Origin of the sequence: Bacillus sp. 220_BSPC (assembly GCF_001054655.1) — a bacterium.
Taxonomy (GTDB): Bacteria; Bacillota; Bacilli; order Bacillales; family DSM-1321; genus Peribacillus; species Peribacillus frigoritolerans.
Map to the genome: position 1 here is coordinate 28,974 of NZ_JVPL01000109.1, position 17,032 is coordinate 46,005.

Here is a 17,032-nt window from a genome sequence, read left to right on the forward strand (position 1 = left end):
ATCTAGCAATTTTTCAAATATAGATATTGTCTGTATACTGAGAAGTTTTTTGCATCCTTGAATCTCTTACAAAGACACGGCATTTATAAGATCCTGGTTCTGTGACTCGATAGGTGAGCTGAGATGGTTTTCTGTAAAAGAATTTTTCTATTATATCTCCATCTTTATAAAAATAATAAGCGTATTCTAATCCTAAGCCTTTTGCTTCACAATTTACTATTAGCTCTTGATCTCTTTGTTGAATAGTAGTGCTTTTAATTTCTGGGGTCTTTTCTTCAACAAATCGGATATTAAGAATACTACTTAATGTTTTCTTAAGATAGTGGGGAAAATATGTCTTTAAATCTTCGTGTGTTATATTTTCTTCTATATCCAATTTCACATCATATCCTTTATAGCTAAGCATTTCTTGTAAAGGCATAACATGATTTTTGTAATGATGATCTCCAGTACCAACATATAAATGAATTTTTGGCGACACATCTACAGGCTGCTCTAATAAACGGTACAACACATTGTTCAAATAGTAACAATCGCCTTCCTCAGTCCCACCAGCTATGTATTCAGCTATATTATGATGTTTTGCTTGTTTTATTAAAAAATCACCTAACTTACTTTGAGGCGCCCCAGCAACAATGTTACCCAAAAAGTATTTTATCCCATAGTATAAAGCCGCATATCCACCCTTTGAAGATCCCACAGTTGTCACATTTTTGTGAGGTATTTGATACTTGGACATTATATACTGGATTAAAGAGGCAACCGTTGATTCAATAGAATGATTGCGGTCTTTCCCCAGATAATATGCCCCTTGATCACCAAAGTCATCAAGTATAAAAAGTTTGTTGGCTTTTATACCATCCAAAGTTTTCATATAATTATAGACATACCCATATTTGGGAGGAAGAGCAGAAAAGATGATAATTAATTGATCTTTTAACTTTTCATCCTCAGCTGATACCAAGTGATATCTCACCTTATCCGTACTATTAAAATGGTTGTCCCTCTTAAACAAGTCTTTTCCTTCTTTATTAATCTTAAAGGAGGATAAACGGAATTCGGTTGTACATGTGACATTAGCGCCGCTTAATTCCACTTCTATTACCGTTGCTTCTTGCTTTGATTCCATTTTTGGGAAAAACCAGCCTTGCAATGTCGGCTTTGTTTGCCCATGAATAGACTGTACACGTATCGGTGAAGTGGTTTCAAATTCCATTTCAGCCACCTTTTCCTCGTTTCTAAATAGTGAAACTATGGAATCACGCACATATACTTGTATATCAGGTGCAACATGCCATAAAATTTTGTATTCATGTTTTTGTTCGGATTGAATTTGATCAGTCACAATAATACGTTTTTCTGTTTTCAAATATTTCACATTACGACTATGCTTTACACCTTCAAACCGTTCATTGACTCCCATAGCTTCAGGCTCATCTGGCGAGAGGTTATAATCAGCTATATATACCTTATCATATTGTTGATCTACTCTCGGAAGCCCCTGTCCATCTACGATAAGAGTATTGTGCGCAAAAGAAGAGTAAGCATATTGTGTATATGGATCTTTATAATTGTATCCGTTTGGTCCCGCTTCTGTAATGATATCACCATTTGAATATATATGAAGGCTCAAATCATCACTATGCTTATGATATGCAGTATGATATGCAGCTGAAAATAGCACATACGTAGCTTCCTCTTTTTTGGTCCAGTCATCGCGGAAAATTGCATATCCTGACTCTTTGAATACACAGTCATTTTTCTTTGAAGGCTTCCCTTGTTCCCCTTTTGTCACAGCATACAAATATTCTGGACTTTCATAGAGATTAGCATATCCAGCCGTTTTTACTAGTTTGGCCTCTGTATCTCCTATCGCAGGCAAGTAACCATCCGGACGAATGATATGTGTTGCATAACTCTCGCTCCCTTGATAAATGTCCATAAAACTTTTACCTAAATCCGGAGAGATTTCTTTCAGCCACCCTGCAATTCTCCTAACATTATTAGCTACAAGAAAATGATAGGAGGGTGAATGTTCTTTGTGCACGCCCTCTAATGTGAAAATATGCAAAAAGTATTTTTTCAAGCGGGTTATCGCTAACTCCTTAAATTGACGACATACATCAATTTCTTTCTCGAAATAAAATGAAAATAGAAGTAAAGCAATATCTTGAAACATTCCATGATTTGTATTAGTAGAATGAAAATCATCCTCGGCTAATAAGGCAGCAGTGAACCGCATTTGTTTTTCGATTACAAGGCGGTCTTGCTCACCTAATTCTTTTCTGGCGTAAGTGTAAAATTTCAACCAATATTGCAACCTAAGCGCAGTTGTTTCATCATGGTAGGCCATCGTGTTCTTACTTTTTGAATAGGGATATTTGGAAATCCAATCGTGAATTAAGTTCATTCCCTTTTGTAAATATTTCACATTATGGGTTTGACGGTATGCTTCAGTTAAACAACCTAAAAATGTATGGCCATGAATTAATCGTTTAAAGCTTCGGGATTGGTCATCCTCCCATGAAATAGAATCAGAGTTCTCGTACTTTGTCACCCCAAATGGTGGAATCATATAAGAATTGTCTAGAACCATTCGATCCGCAGAGAGTATGGCATCTTTGTTTCGGCTACCCGGCAAAGCTGAAATAATGGCTTCTAATTGTTCTGATGTTAACGAGGCTGGGATATATATACTCAAGGCCTTAATTTTCCTCCAGTCCGTTGTAAATTCACTATTTTCTTTATTAAATGGCAATCCTTCCGGATTTCCACTTTTATGGATTAAGCCAAGATGCAGTTTTCTAGTTTTTTTATAATGATCTTTTTATCAAAATTTTCATAAGGATACTTTTTCATACTTTCACTTAAACCCATTTTGCCTTTTCTCTGAAGAATCGCTTTCACAACCTGCTCTTCATTTTCAAACAAAAATTCTCTCGGATAAATCGTTTCCGCACCTGTCCAGTGCAGCACCAAGGGTACACTCCCAGAAGACATCCCCTCCATAGGAGCTAAATGAAAACTCTCAAAATCACTGGTGGATAAGATATACCCAATTTTTCTAAACCACTCTTCCATATTAGATCCGTGCTGATCGAAGACGAGATTCTTTTTCCATGGTGCCTTATTTATTCTTTCAAATAAATCCTCATAATATTGTTTTTCTGATTCTCTGTTCATTAACCAGGGTAGATCTTTCGGCATTTTGCTTTTGACAAATAATTTATATCTATTATCGGTTTCCCAGAGTCTTTCAAAAATATTGATCGCTCTGTCCAAACGTTTCAGGCTTGGTAACACTCCGCAAATACCAAGATTATACTGGATTTGGGAATTCACTTTAGGCTTATTAAACTTGTTAGTATCCACAAGGTTATAAATCATAGTCATTTTTTCTCTAGGAATTTGAAAGAGATGATGGAATTTCTCAAATATAAAAGGTGATACGGCAATAACTTTATTTATATTTTCCATCTTAAATTGGTTAGGGTAATCAGTTAATCTCTCTTGTCCATGCATTCTGACAATGAGTCTTTGACCTTGTTTCTTATTTTGCGAATACCAAACTGCATTACCTAATCCCCATTCGCAAAAAATAACATCTGCCCAGTTTAAACATTCCTTGCTCTTTATTTCGTCATGATTATTATGTCCTTGCCATTTATCAATTTTCACTTCAAAACCTGGATGTGGTTTAAAGTATTCAATGGCCATGTTGATAAACTTTAAATCATGCCCTGCAAAGACGAGCTTTATTTTTTCATTATAAAAATTCCATAGTACAGGTCTCAGTCGCTGATAAGCGGATGAAAATGTATAGTATTTGCTGGCTTCATAAACTTTCTTCGCCGTTTTTCTGTAAAGCGAACGATTGTACATGATTTCCATGGTCTTTTCGACAAAATCTTCTTCACTATCAACAAACAAGAAATAATCCGCTCCAAGTAACTTTTCATACATTTTGGTACGCCGCAATAAAACCGGTTTTCCAAAACGTCCATACTCCAATAACTTGGTGGACAACTCCAAACTCGAGTCATTATCAATCGATTCACTTCGCCAGCCAATACCGATATCTGACTGATCTATAAACTTCAATGACTTAGAACGCGGAATGGCTCCTACCCAATTGATTCCTTCCTGCGTTTTCAGAAGATTAGTTATTTTCTCTTTTTCAGGGATTAATTCCCCCTGAAATTTATCTCCTGCTACATTTAAAATGAGACTCCGATCTTTCCCATTAAGTACTTTAAAGGCAGATATAATTTCTTCTGTATACCACCCCTTAGCAAATTTACCAGTGTAAACCATGCTATTGTTTTTGTTTGTAAAATCGGGGGTTTGGTCAAAATCTGGAATCATGGGAGTTAATAAAGCAAGTTTTTTCCCATCTACTCCAATAACTTCTTTTAATAATTCCTTAGTTTCTGGTGTTTGAACAAACATGTTTGGAAAGAGGTCGTAGATTTTCTTTAAAGTTGCTTTTTCGTCCTCTTGAACCGAATCTTTATCATGATTGATATCCGTAATATATGGAATGGTTTTTCGAGAAAGGGGGCTTTCTAATAAATTCATGACAATCTGAAAACCCCGGACAATCACACAATGATAATCATTCCTTTGATCCAATTCCTCCATCAATTGAACCGCTTCTTGTGTATTAATTCTATTTCCATTCGCAAACTTTCTATTATAGTCAGTAAACGTATCAATTATATTAACTTGTTGAAGGTTGTCCATTTCAGATAATAAATTTCTGTTTTTAATCCGTGCTTTTAACAGAACATCCACTGAAATATTTTCGTCTTTATTTAATACATTTGCCATCGAAGTCAGCCATACAGCTGAACCATCCATGATATTTATATCTACATCCCCGTAAAGGAGAATTTTCAGTTTTCTAGTCATTGCGTACTCACCTATTTTTGAAGTTTGTTTTGTGCTTTCGATTCAGCATTCAACCCATTTTTCAGGAAGTTATATTTATCGACACTCAACAAACGAAATCCTTTTTTAAAGTAAGAAGATGTTGTTTCAGAATTCCTCATCCTATCTAATATAGAAAACACGTTTTCTCCGCTGAAAACCTTCATGTTCATTACAGAAGCATCCATGGCTAAATCACTAACATATTCATATTCTTTATTTTTGTTTAGCTCTTTGGTTGTTTTCTTTTTGCGGTCATAGGAGTAAATCGAGCTTTTACCGATAATTTCAGCTGGGCTATAGTCTGTCGCGATCATTAAATCTAGTAGATAATTTTCGCCGTAGAAGTTCATTGGATTTAAATAAGCCACATATTCATTTTTTATTACTTCTGATAATCGCGAATACTCGTTCATATAACTTAAAACATAGGTGCTAATTTGGTCGTCTTTGTTATATTCATTTAACAGATCAATGTATCCGTCAAAAATTTCCACGAAAACCACCAGTTCTTTTTCCTTCCAAGTTTGTTCCTTGAATTGATCGAGTATATAGAAAAACTCTTCCTTTGACTTTACGATGGACATAACAGTAACCTTTTTAGGATTTAGGCTTATGTCAATCCCCATATTTTTGAAAATATATTGTATTCGGTGTTTATACGTATGGTGTAAGTATACTTCCCTAATGCCTTCCAGAGATTTCTGTCGGTAATATCCTTCATCATTCATTAATTTATTAATATTACTCTCTAGCTCTTGCTGGTTTTCGGAGATTAATACGATATCTTTAAAGATTTTTTTAACGCCTTCCGAATAGCTACTGATAATCGGTGTTCCGCTTGCTAAACCTTCAAAGACACGCCTTGAAAACATAGTAGGAGAATACTTGACGCTGTTGACATTCAGCATGAATTTATAGCCTTTGTAGGCTTTATCAATTTCATCATATTTCAGGCTGCCAACTATATTTTCGTTGAAGCGTTCCGGAAAACTAAAGTGGGTCGTTCCTTTAGCATTCTTTTCATAATTACGATCGAATATATCCAATCCGAACTTTGCTGCTATATCCAGGATGTTTTCCATATCCCGTTTTCTTTCCTCATGTCGATTGGCATAAAAAGAACCTGCAAAGCAAATCTTCTCGTTACGTCTTTCTTGAATCTTTATGGGATTATGAAAATTCGGCTCAGCAGAAAAAGGAAGAGAAAAAATATTCTTATGACCTGAAGCTCTTTGATAATTCTCAATCATATTGGCATCGGTCGTATAGATATAGTCGAACAATTTTGCTGTATCAATAAAACGATCAAAGTGAATCGGGTCTTCTTTATTCCAAAACACAGTTGGTATGCTATTCTGCTTGCACCAGTTTAACAAATTGATGAGAGGACTTTTATCTTGATTGTTATATCTAGCAATCAAATTCTCCCATGCTCCAAAATTACCACGCCATGCGGATTCTACGAATAACACATCCGGAATATTTTCAGATAATATTTCCTGCCAGTTCCCCTTATTAAACGTGATTAGATTCACTTCTTGCTCAAAACATGTCATGCTGAATTCATCTAAAATGCATGCCATTTTTATATCAGAGATTCGTTTAGGAGTTTCTTTCTTTGTACCTTTTTTCGTAATCACTTGCGGTTGCCTAATTTGCTCTTTAGATCTCTCAATCCGAATATCTTCTATTATTCCTATTCCGCTCCCAGAAACCCTTAGCGCAAGTCGTATTTTTCTTGTATTCTCACTTGTTCTAACTTTTATCTTTTTATTAACCGGTATTGTGTGCACTTTTATTTTCTCTTGACTGGAATACTCAACCAACATTAACCATATACTAACATCGCCTAATAGGTCACATTTTAAGTCAACTTCAAACTCTTCATGAGGCAGTATCTTTATCTCATTGTTTGGTAAGTATTTAAAACTATTATTTTTTTCTAAATAGGAGATATAATCTTTTCCACTATCTTCTGATGATATATATAATTTACTATTTTGGTTATATACAAAAATGTTTGGAGAGTCATAAAACCATTCCTTAGCATCTAAAAATGACTTTGTATCAACTAAATAAGGTCTTAGCTCTCCAAGGATTTGCTTTTGGAATCTCGATAATTCCGATTTTAACATCGTTATATCTTTCATCAACTGTTAACTCCTTGTACAACGCTTTTGCGATAAGTCCGGCGTTTACGAAAAGCCCAATACTTTTTCGTCAATCGCCCTAATTTAGAATTTTTGAGCGCTTGCAACTCTCTCTCGGTTTTTTTATTTTTATTCTCTAACTGGATAATCTTCGTTTCCAATTGAGAAATTGTCTCTTGAGAACTTGTTAACTGTTTCTCTACGATTTGCTTCTTTTTTGTTTCTTCTTCTAAAATCTCAAACAGTCTTTTATATTGTTGCAAATTTTCATAAGTTTTTTCTTTAAAAAGAACAAGTTCCTTTTCTAACTCTACGTATTCCTTTTCACTATATACCTTTTCCTTATGAGTGTTTTTTGATATTGTTCCTTTACTTTCAGGCATTTCCTTCATTCAACTCCACTCTTTTATATATAGTTAATAAATTCTCTTTTTCAACTTCCCAATTATACTTCAGCTTGGCCTGTTTACAATTCTCACTCATTTCATTCCGGAGAATTTCGTTTTCTAATAAAACATTTACTGCGTTGGCTATCTCCACATGATTATGTGAATCTACGCACAAACCAACATGTTCACCTTCTACAACACGTTTTATCTCTGGAAAGCTACATGCTACAACTGGAACATGACTCATAATGTACTCAAACAGCTTATTTGAAGAAGCAGAGAAATGGTTAAAACATACATTATTCAGCACCTGAAATCCTAAATAAGCATTTTTTGTATAGTTCGGTAAATCACTAAGATTTACTTTAGGAAGAAATTTAACTTTATGATTTAAATCCATCTCGTTCACCATTCGCTCAAGTTCTGGTTTAATTCTTCCGTCTCCTATAAAAACGAGAGTTCCTTCATTAAATAACGGAGCTGCTTGAATCAATTTATCTAATCCTCGACCAGTTTGAATGCCACCCTGGTATAATAATATCTTCTCACCTTCTGGTAAGCCAAGTATTTTATGAATGGAAAGAGTTTCATTCTCATTTATATCTTGTTTAAATGGATAATTATGAACTACATTTGGATAAAATCCATATAAATCTTCATTGTATTTTGCCCTTGTATGATTTTCCACGATCATCGCATTAATTTTATCGATAAAAAAGGATTCCATCTTGCCATAAATCCCACTATCATACCCTGTTCGACTAGTTTGGACCTCATGCGAATCATAGACTAGCTTACGTTTTTTGAATCTGATTTTTGAACACATAAACCCTTGAGGCAATGTATTTAAATCGTTTGAATGATAGATATCGTAATTTTTTTGCATCCCTTTTTTGATCATATTCAATATAATACTCCCTCTTACCCAAACAACCTGCAATTTAGTTTTCAGAAGGAGAACACATAGAATAGTTAAAGTAATAACCGGAATGGGAAGCAAATAACAAATAACAAACCAAAGGGCAAGTGCAATCAGACCTACCTGCTTCTTTTGAACGCATAATCGAAATCCCATTTTCATCATATCCAATAGTAGCGGGTATCTCCTTACCCGATGCACTCTAAAATTCGGATTGCGCTCCTCATACAGAGGTAAGTTGGAATCCTTCGGATCCTGTATACAAATTAAATCCACGGAGTAGTTTTCTTCGGATAATGTGGTGCATTCCCGAAGAACACGGGCATCATTTGTGAAATGGTTCCAAACGAACATACAAACATTTTTTCTCATACCCCATCAACCTTCTCTATTGAATCTTTACCTTTTGATACTTGGTATAAAGAGTCACTATTCTCTATTAAACTAATCAATATATGAATATTTTTCTCCCACAAAAAATGCTGGCCTACATATTTTAATGCGTTTTGTGAGAATTTAGCCCTAACCTCAGAATCCATTGATAAAGTAAGAATATGCTTAATCATATTAGTCGCATTATGAGATTCTGACACAAAGCCTACTTCATGTTTTTCAATTACTTCTTTGGAATAACCTGACACCGATGCAACAATAGGGATTCCACAAGTCATATAATCCACTATTTTTCCGGGCAACACCGTTTCAAAAACTTTCTTATCATTAAGCGTCACAATTCCTACATGATGAGAGGAAATGACATCCAAGCATTCTTTCCTCGTAGAAGGCTTAACAAATCGAACATTTGTAAGATTATTTTCTTTTATATAATCAATAAATGCTAACCTGTTAAAACCGTAGCCCATAACTGTTAAGTTGATAGAATATTCATTAAGCTGCCTAGCTAGGTCCATCAGTGTCTTAACATCTTGTGCAAGACCAATATTCCCTGCATAGATAACCGTGAATTCCCCTTCTCCTGCTTGCTTTAAAGCCAATTCTTTTTTTCTTGCAGAGTTCGGTAAAAATTTAATTTTATCAATGGGAATGCCACGAGTGTACGCAATATAGTCTATAAATCCTTTACTGTTTACAACAATATGGTCTGCCTTTATATATAATAATTTTTCCAATTTGCTAAAGAAGGAAAGGATTGTCGGAAAATTAAACACTCCTACTCCTTTCAATGTTTCTGGCCACAAATCTCTTATATCCAGTATTAACCTGCTTCTAAATCGATACTTAGCAAATAAGCCGGCGAAAGCGATAAATATAGGAGGGGAGGTAACAAAAATAACATCATATTTATTTCGATCTTGTAAAATATGAAACAGCATTTTAAAGGCAATTTCTAAATAGTAAAACAATCGATTTATAATGCTTCTTGAATATTTTCGATTCCATACTTTAATCCGCTTAATGTCATGCTCTTCTCTATTGAGTGAATCATCATCCCAGAATTGTTCATCCTCATAGATGTTTCTATTCGGATAAGTAGGTTCAGTGGTCAAAACCCTTACATCATAGTTTTCTTCTCTTAATAATTTATATATATTTTTAATCCGATTGCCGGCACTTCCTAGTTCAGGATAAAAATTCTGCGAAATAACTAAAACCTTTTTCTTCAAAATACTCCTCCAGTTAATGCTTCGTTTAAGGCTTTCTTGATAGAAAGATAGAGAAAATTGATTTTCTGACAAGGTAATGATATCCTCTACTCAGGTTCAATCGCATACTCAACAATGGGTGGCTATCCACACTATATGTAAAATTATTAGTACATAGTGCCATAGATGTTAGCTTATATTTATTTGAAATATAAACTAATTGCATCCCCAATACGTTTAGATGCATGTCCATCTCCATATGGATTAGAAGCTTTAGACATACGATCATATTCTGCTTCATCAGTTAATAGCTCTTTTGTCAGCCGGTAAATGTTTTCTTCTTCTACACCAGCTAATTTTAGCGTTCCAGCTTCAATACCTTCTGGTCGTTCTGTTGTATCCCGAAGCACCAAAACTGGCACACCTAGTGAAGGAGCTTCTTCTTGCACTCCACCAGAATCAGTTAATATAATAAAAGCTCTTTCTGCAAAATTATGAAAATCGATCACTTCCAATGGTTCGATTAAATGAATGCGGGGATCCTTCCCTAATACTTCATCCGCTATCTCACGCACAGTAGGATTTAGATGAACAGGATATACAACCTGTACATCATCATGTTCTTCAATAATTCTCTTTACCGCTCGGAACATATTCCGCATTGGTTCGCCGAGGTTTTCCCGTCTATGGGCTGTTAAAAGGATTAGTCGATCATTACCGATCTTCTCTAAAACTGAATGTGTGTACTCTTTGAGGACCGTTGTTTTCAATGCATCGATAGCTGTGTTCCCAGTAATGAAAATAGCTTCTTCCTTTTTATCCTCTTGTAGTAAGTTTTCAGCGGATTTTTTTGTTGGTGCAAAGTGTAGGTCAGCTAATACTCCAGTCAACTGACGGTTCATTTCTTCCGGATAAGGGGAATACTTATTCCACGTTCGTAACCCTGCTTCTACATGGCCGATTACAATTTGGTTATAAAATGCTGCTAAACCGGCAATAAATGTAGTAGTCGTATCACCATGTACAAGGACGATATCCGGTCTCACTTCCTTCATAACAGCATCTAATCCTTGAAGACCCCGGGTTGTAACATCCGTTAACGTCTGTCGGTCTTTCATAATATTCAAATCATAATCAGGTATAATTTCAAAAACATCTAATACTTGATCTAACATTTGTCTATGCTGAGCAGTTACTGTAACAATGGTTTCAAATTCCTCTGGTCGATTTTTTAATTCGAGAACTAAAGGAGCCATTTTAATGGCCTCAGGCCGAGTTCCGAAAATCGTCATTACTTTAATAGGTCTATCCATTTCTATCACCCTTCTATAAATATACTTCTAAATATCTTTCGATAAATAGTCTCTAACCAATATCCTAGTTTCTAATATCTGAAAATGGGAAACTCCGTTTAATCCACCAGTTTTCAAAAGTAGACATGCAAATATGAATTATACAGAATAACTATAAACCTTACCACACACAAAAAAAGAAGGGTTAATTCAACTAGTCTAGACTTTTGATTGCCCATGGCATACAAAAGTTAGACCATTGTACCCCTTCTTTAATAAAAAATTAGGAACCAAAGCTCTATGTAATTTATATAAGTATAATAAGATGTTGAAAAATATAGCCTTATATCCGCCTAACATTTTGCTGAAAAGAGTAAAAAATCCACCTTTTTATTTTATTATTATACACCAAAAAGCATAGTATATCTTACAATTTACTAACATTACATTATTACCCTTATATAACATAAATGAGTATATCATACCATATTAATACTGACCACAGGAAATTATGTTTTGAATATTTACTATAAATCCCCTTCCTTCTGGAACTTCCTTATTCATTATCATTGGTGAAATAATCACATGCGCTAATTTACTACTCACTTGGTCACATTAAAATCTCACTTAGAATTGTGGCAAGAAGTCTTTTTTTTACTATGCTTTTCCCTTTCTATTCCCCCCCTTCAAGATTGAAAATTATAATAGAAGAAACTCGTCAAAAATTGTTTTTAAACTTACATGTATTGATGTTGCTGAGAATCTCATGAATAGACAATAATGAGCTTAGAAAACAAATTTAATTGCGTCAGAGAGCGGATTTCAGACAAAAAAGCAACAATATGGGGTTAGTATAGTTTGGATAAATTTTAGTTGAGTCCTAACAATGTTTTGTGAGAGGATGTATCCGTCTTGGAACGTAAAAATACAGGGAAGAAATAATAATGAATTCCAGACCATTGTAATTTTATCACTTGGGTAATTGATAGAATTACGCGGCGAATATGGAGTATTAGAAGTTACTATTTATAAAAGGGTAAAAGACTTTACTTATAAGGGGAAGAGTCCAATGACTACGAAGGAATTACCCGCCATACAGAAGAGGTTAAAACATCTTTTTATTCGAGTCTTTAATTTCTTATCTTATAAAATTCATTATAATTTTGATCCAACCGAAAAATGCCAACCATAACGGTACACTGAATAAAGTTCCCCACATTAATCCCTTCAAAAAGGCAATAGATACATCCATAATAAAAATCCCCCTCAATAAGGTTGCATTTTTTATTATTATCGCCATGTTCTATATTCTAGATACCTTTTACGTTAATGAAAACAAAAAAAGAAGACTGTATAACAGCCTCCCCTAACATAATTTTTATCCCCTGATTTGCGTTTTCCATTTCATTTTCCTTTTATGAACTCTCGCACATCTTCAATAGATAATCCTAGATTTTTAGCCTCTAAAATTAGATAAACCCATTCTTCCCGTTCATTGTTAGCTTCCATGATAAACCCCACCCAACTTGTGGTAATACAGCCGTCTTAGCATTAAGCCTTAGACCTGTAATTTTGCGTCCCTACTTTTCAATAGGTTTGCCTTTCTCAAGAATATTTGCCATTATTATTAACCAAGATTAATAAATCTCTTGAATCCTATTTCCATGGTACTAAATAAACCATCTTGCCCTAAAACATTTCCCCTTAATTAAAACTATATTAATGTTAATTATACTTTAAAACGTAATAATAGTACTTAATACTATTCGTTCATTTCTATCATTTTTCAACATCTTTCATCAAAAAGTGACATTACAATGTAAAAACACTTGTATTATGCATTTTATTTAGAACACTTTTATTGAAAATATAGATATAATCGCTATAATAATCCCACAATTATTATTCCAAGAAAATAATATTTTCAAACAAGTGGACTAAGTGAATCAGTTTTAATATTTCCCCTAAGAAAAAGCCAGCATTACAAACCATAATATGGCTGTAACCTGACTGTTCGTGAACTTCAATAAATATTTACACACTTGATTCCATTTGGATACCTAATAAATTGCTAAACATCCCTCTTTTTTCATTCGCTAACTGGTTATATTCACCGACCTAAATAATTTCTCCCTGATCCATGACCAGCACTTGATCGGCATTGCGAATCGTCGATAATCGATGAGCTATTACGATGATAGTCATTTTTCCTTTTAATCTTTCAATAGCAGATTGAATCTTCGCTTCGTTCTCCGTATCCAATGCACTCGTCGCTTCATCCAAAACAAGGATGGCCGGTTTGCGTAAAATCGCTCTGGCTAACACTAGACGCTGCCTTTCTCCTCCCGATAGTCGGACACCACGATCACCGATGAGTGTATCCAGACCTTGTATAAATAATGAGATCATGGAAGGAATCTTATACATTTTGCAATTAAATTGCAAACACTCATTTTACTCCCTTATTGTTTTTCTTAATGAGTTATTAGATCCGCATGTGCAAGCATGTAAATTCAAGAGCAATAGAAGGCCATTATAAACGCCACGTTTGACGCAATTATTGTATAAATAGTACAAATCCAAACAAGGGAGCCTAAATCTAATAAAAAATTCAGGCTCCCTTTGTTTAACCCACCGTTACTTTTTACTTAACACGATAGGCAATTAAGTTGGATCTAACAAATGTGACGGAATTAATGGATAATCCATTTGCTCTAAGTGCTTCATTAATTCGTCCCTTAGTGGTAGACAAGGAATCACTAGCCAATGCCTGTTCCAGCTTCGTCTTGGCAATGACGTTTTGCTCTTCTGCAGTCTTAACATAGTTTCGGATTACTTGTAACTGGCTTGAGGGAATTTTCGTTCCATTATACACAAACAATTGTTGTTTTAAACGAGTTATTTTCACTTTTGCTTCATTGTTAGTGGTAACCGCTTTATTTACATCTTCTTGTATGCCTTTCGTTTTGTCCGATGCATCCTTTATGCCCGTTTGAGTAGAATTGCTCTTATTAATCGCAACAGTAGCTGCATCCACTAACTCTGCACCAGTACGATAGGCAACTAGATTGGATTTAACAAATGTGACGGAATTAAGCGATAACCCATTTGCTCTTAGTGCATCATCGATACGGGCCTTAGCTGTCGCCAATGAATCCGTTGCCAATGCCTGCTCCAATTTTGTCTTGGCTAAGGCATTTTGTTCTTCTGCAGTCTTAACATAGTTACGAATCACCTGTAATTGGCTAGAAGGTATATTCGCTCCATTATAAGCTGCCAGAAGTTCTTTTAATGATGCTATTTTCGCTTTTTCTTCGGCATTTGCCGTAATAGCTTTATTTAGGTCCTCTTTGCTAAGCTTAATTTTATCCAAAGCAGCCTTGATACTAGTTTGAGCGGAATTGCTCTTATCAATAGCAGCAGTAGCTAAAGGCAACATTTCCTCAGCAGGCTCAGGAATTACGATTTCAAATTTTATTTCCTTTACAGCTTCATTTCCTGCATGATCTACAGAAGTCAAAATGATAGTGTGTTGACCCGAACTATTAACGGCCGGGAGACTATCACTATCCCCGTTCGTTTTGACTGCCTCTTTCCCATCAACTTTATAGCTGACATAACGTACTCCAGCTTCATTATCACTTGAAGAGAAGGTGATTCTGACAGGGTCTGTATAAGTGCGACCTTCAGTAACTCCATCAGACGTGATAGTAGGTTTTACATCGTCCGTCGGCTCCAAAGCAACATTCAGATCTGTTACAGGAGGAGGAACAACCACTTCACGACTCGTTGTGGTTTCAAATCCAGGACGGCTGACAACTACTCTGTACTTTCCGGCTGCGGCATCCCAAGCATATTTGCCGTCATTACCAGTTGTTTGAGGATTAGTAATCGGCGACATTCTACCTGGGTAGGCCTCTTCACTCATATTCACCCACGTTTGAATCTGTGGATCGAAGTATTGAAGGACCACTTTTGCTCCAGGAAGTTTCCAATCCGTCCCCTTGTCTTCATTATAGATATACCCACTTGGATCTATAAGTATAATCGGGAATTCCTGTGCTTGCCCCGTCGTTCCATCTTCATAACGAGGAATTACCTTAATAGTCATTGGTGATTCCCAAAGTCCTTCCTCGCTCGGTGTAAAAGTATGTTTCCAATCCACAGCATTCGTTGAATTCATATCATTCTCATAACGATCACCGTCCGCATCCGTTGCGATTAACGTGACCCCTATGGCTTTTGATTTATCAAAAGATGCATTAACCGTTAAAGGACTTGTACGACCCGCGATTGGGGTTCCATCCGCAGATGTTCCATAACTTCCACCCAAGGTAATGTTAGGCGGGATTACAGGCTCTAGTGCCTCGACTTCATATTCTGCGGATGCAAAAGGTTCATCAGAACCATCCACAAATGCTTTAACCGTTATCTTATGTTTGCCATGTCTGTTAGGTTTAAGCTTCCACGTGGATTGAGCAGTTGCCCCACTTTGAACCACTCCTAAAGATTGTTCCGTATCCGCATCAACAAGAGAGACCCCTTGATCCGTTTCAATCTTTAGTGTGACATTGTTTAACGTTGAACTTGTACTATTAGTAAAATAAGAGATGACATTAAACGGAGCAGATGACCATTCATCATACGTTAATTTCTGCCTTCCGCTTAGAACAAGCGCCTCTTCTCCACCGACACCAGGTCTACCATAATAAGTGGTGATGATCTTTTGCTCTCCAGGGGCAAGTGTTTTTGGATTCCACCACATGCCTACTGCACTGTCACCAGTATCAGACCCAGGCAAAATGTTATAATCCCACTTCGTTCCATTTATCCTTCCCCAGTTTGCTATCGTAAAGCGGTCTGGAGTCGATGCGTCACGTCCACCCATGCTGTATTGGGCACTGATATCCGGATTATCAAAGTTATTAAAAGCCTGCCAGAATGCGGGAACTTCTTCTCCCCGGTAATCTCTTTCGACATCCACGGATTCCACACCCTTTGCTCCGGGCACTTTAAATGGTGCACGATCGTTTCCATCCACCATTGTATCCAACATCATTCTCAGGCCAACTTCATGGTTTTCATTGCCCGTATTCGTTATGATGTAACGAATTTGCAGGGCATCTGGTTGCCCTGTAGCTGGGTTGATTCCAGCCTGCAAAACTTGCTTGACTGAAATATCGCCCGTTTTCCAAACGGATTCATTATTTGTATTTTCCTCATTGTTTGTGGGAGTTTGGATAAAATGTCCATCTGGTTGATTTCCATAAATCAGGTCCGCTCCATCGACCTTTAATGAGGTAAAAGACGTACTAGGGCTTGATGGCCAACTGTAGATGAGATTGAACCAGTCGTCTTCTTCATCTATGGCTCTTAGTCCAGCATTGAATCGTCCGTCGGAACCTACTTGAGCTTTAACAAAGTCATTTCCAATGTTTCCACCATACAGTGCGTTCAAAGACATTCTGTTACTTGGAGCTTGGGTAGGGAATGGGGTGTCTTTCCTACTACTTTCGCTTGGCTGTTCAGATCCAAAAACGACGCTTTGAATCATCATGAACAAAACCAACACCACGAATAAACTACCAGATAAACGCATTCCAAAGTTCCGATCCATCAGGGACCCCCTAATCTAATTTTACAACCTGTTAAGCACCCAACTTCCTTGCTCTATTTACCCACTAGTAACCGAAAAACCACCTCCCCTCAAATTCGCTAAAAATTCTAGGTTGGCTGATTCTCATAA

9 protein-coding genes, 1 pseudogene and 1 riboswitch are annotated in these 17,032 nt (G+C 36.0%); all 10 genes and pseudogenes read right to left on the minus strand.

Features of this window, described 5'->3' with window-relative positions:
• Positions 1-13: 13 nt before the first annotated feature.
• On the minus strand, positions 14-2,758 hold the full coding sequence (locus ADA55_RS07335) for a heparinase II/III domain-containing protein (protein ID WP_226990429.1): 2,745 nt from the start codon (positions 2,756-2,758) through the stop codon (positions 14-16).
• 26 nt (positions 2,759-2,784) lie between these two features.
• Entirely contained in the window at positions 2,785-4,911 is a 2,127-nt protein-coding gene (locus tag ADA55_RS30365) for a glycosyltransferase (protein WP_048681323.1), read from the minus strand.
• 11 nt (positions 4,912-4,922) lie between these two features.
• On the minus strand, positions 4,923-7,082 hold the full coding sequence (locus ADA55_RS07345) for a CgeB family protein (protein ID WP_048681327.1): 2,160 nt from the start codon (positions 7,080-7,082) through the stop codon (positions 4,923-4,925).
• A complete protein-coding gene (locus ADA55_RS07350; protein WP_048681331.1) occupies positions 7,082-7,474 on the minus strand; it encodes a hypothetical protein in 393 nt (130 codons plus the stop codon). Before ADA55_RS07350 ends, ADA55_RS07345 begins: the two co-directional genes overlap by 1 nt.
• Entirely contained in the window at positions 7,458-8,762 is a 1,305-nt protein-coding gene (locus ADA55_RS07355) for a glycosyltransferase (protein WP_048681334.1), read from the minus strand. The genes ADA55_RS07350 and ADA55_RS07355 overlap by 17 nt, the downstream gene beginning before the upstream one ends.
• On the minus strand, positions 8,759-10,015 hold the full coding sequence (locus tag ADA55_RS07360) for a glycosyltransferase family 4 protein (RefSeq protein WP_048681339.1): 1,257 nt from the start codon (positions 10,013-10,015) through the stop codon (positions 8,759-8,761). Before ADA55_RS07360 ends, ADA55_RS07355 begins: the two co-directional genes overlap by 4 nt.
• A gap of 179 nt (positions 10,016-10,194) precedes the next feature.
• Entirely contained in the window at positions 10,195-11,307 is a 1,113-nt protein-coding gene (wecB, locus tag ADA55_RS07365) for a non-hydrolyzing UDP-N-acetylglucosamine 2-epimerase (RefSeq protein WP_048681347.1), read from the minus strand.
• 1,383 nt (positions 11,308-12,690) lie between these two features.
• Positions 12,691-12,795, minus strand: coding sequence for an anti-repressor SinI family protein (locus ADA55_RS28335; protein WP_082162823.1), 105 nt, complete (start codon positions 12,793-12,795; stop codon positions 12,691-12,693).
• Positions 12,796-12,813: 18 nt separating this feature from the next.
• Positions 12,814-12,897, minus strand: a riboswitch (cyclic di-GMP riboswitch).
• Between the two features lie 423 nt (positions 12,898-13,320).
• Positions 13,321-13,677 (minus strand): annotated as a pseudogene (locus ADA55_RS07370) (ATP-binding cassette domain-containing protein); the annotation flags it as partial.
• 253 nt (positions 13,678-13,930) lie between these two features.
• Positions 13,931-16,903 (minus strand): hypothetical protein, encoded by a 2,973-nt coding sequence (locus tag ADA55_RS07375; RefSeq protein WP_048681352.1) that lies wholly within the window; start codon positions 16,901-16,903, stop codon positions 13,931-13,933.
• Positions 16,904-17,032: the final 129 nt, after the last annotated feature.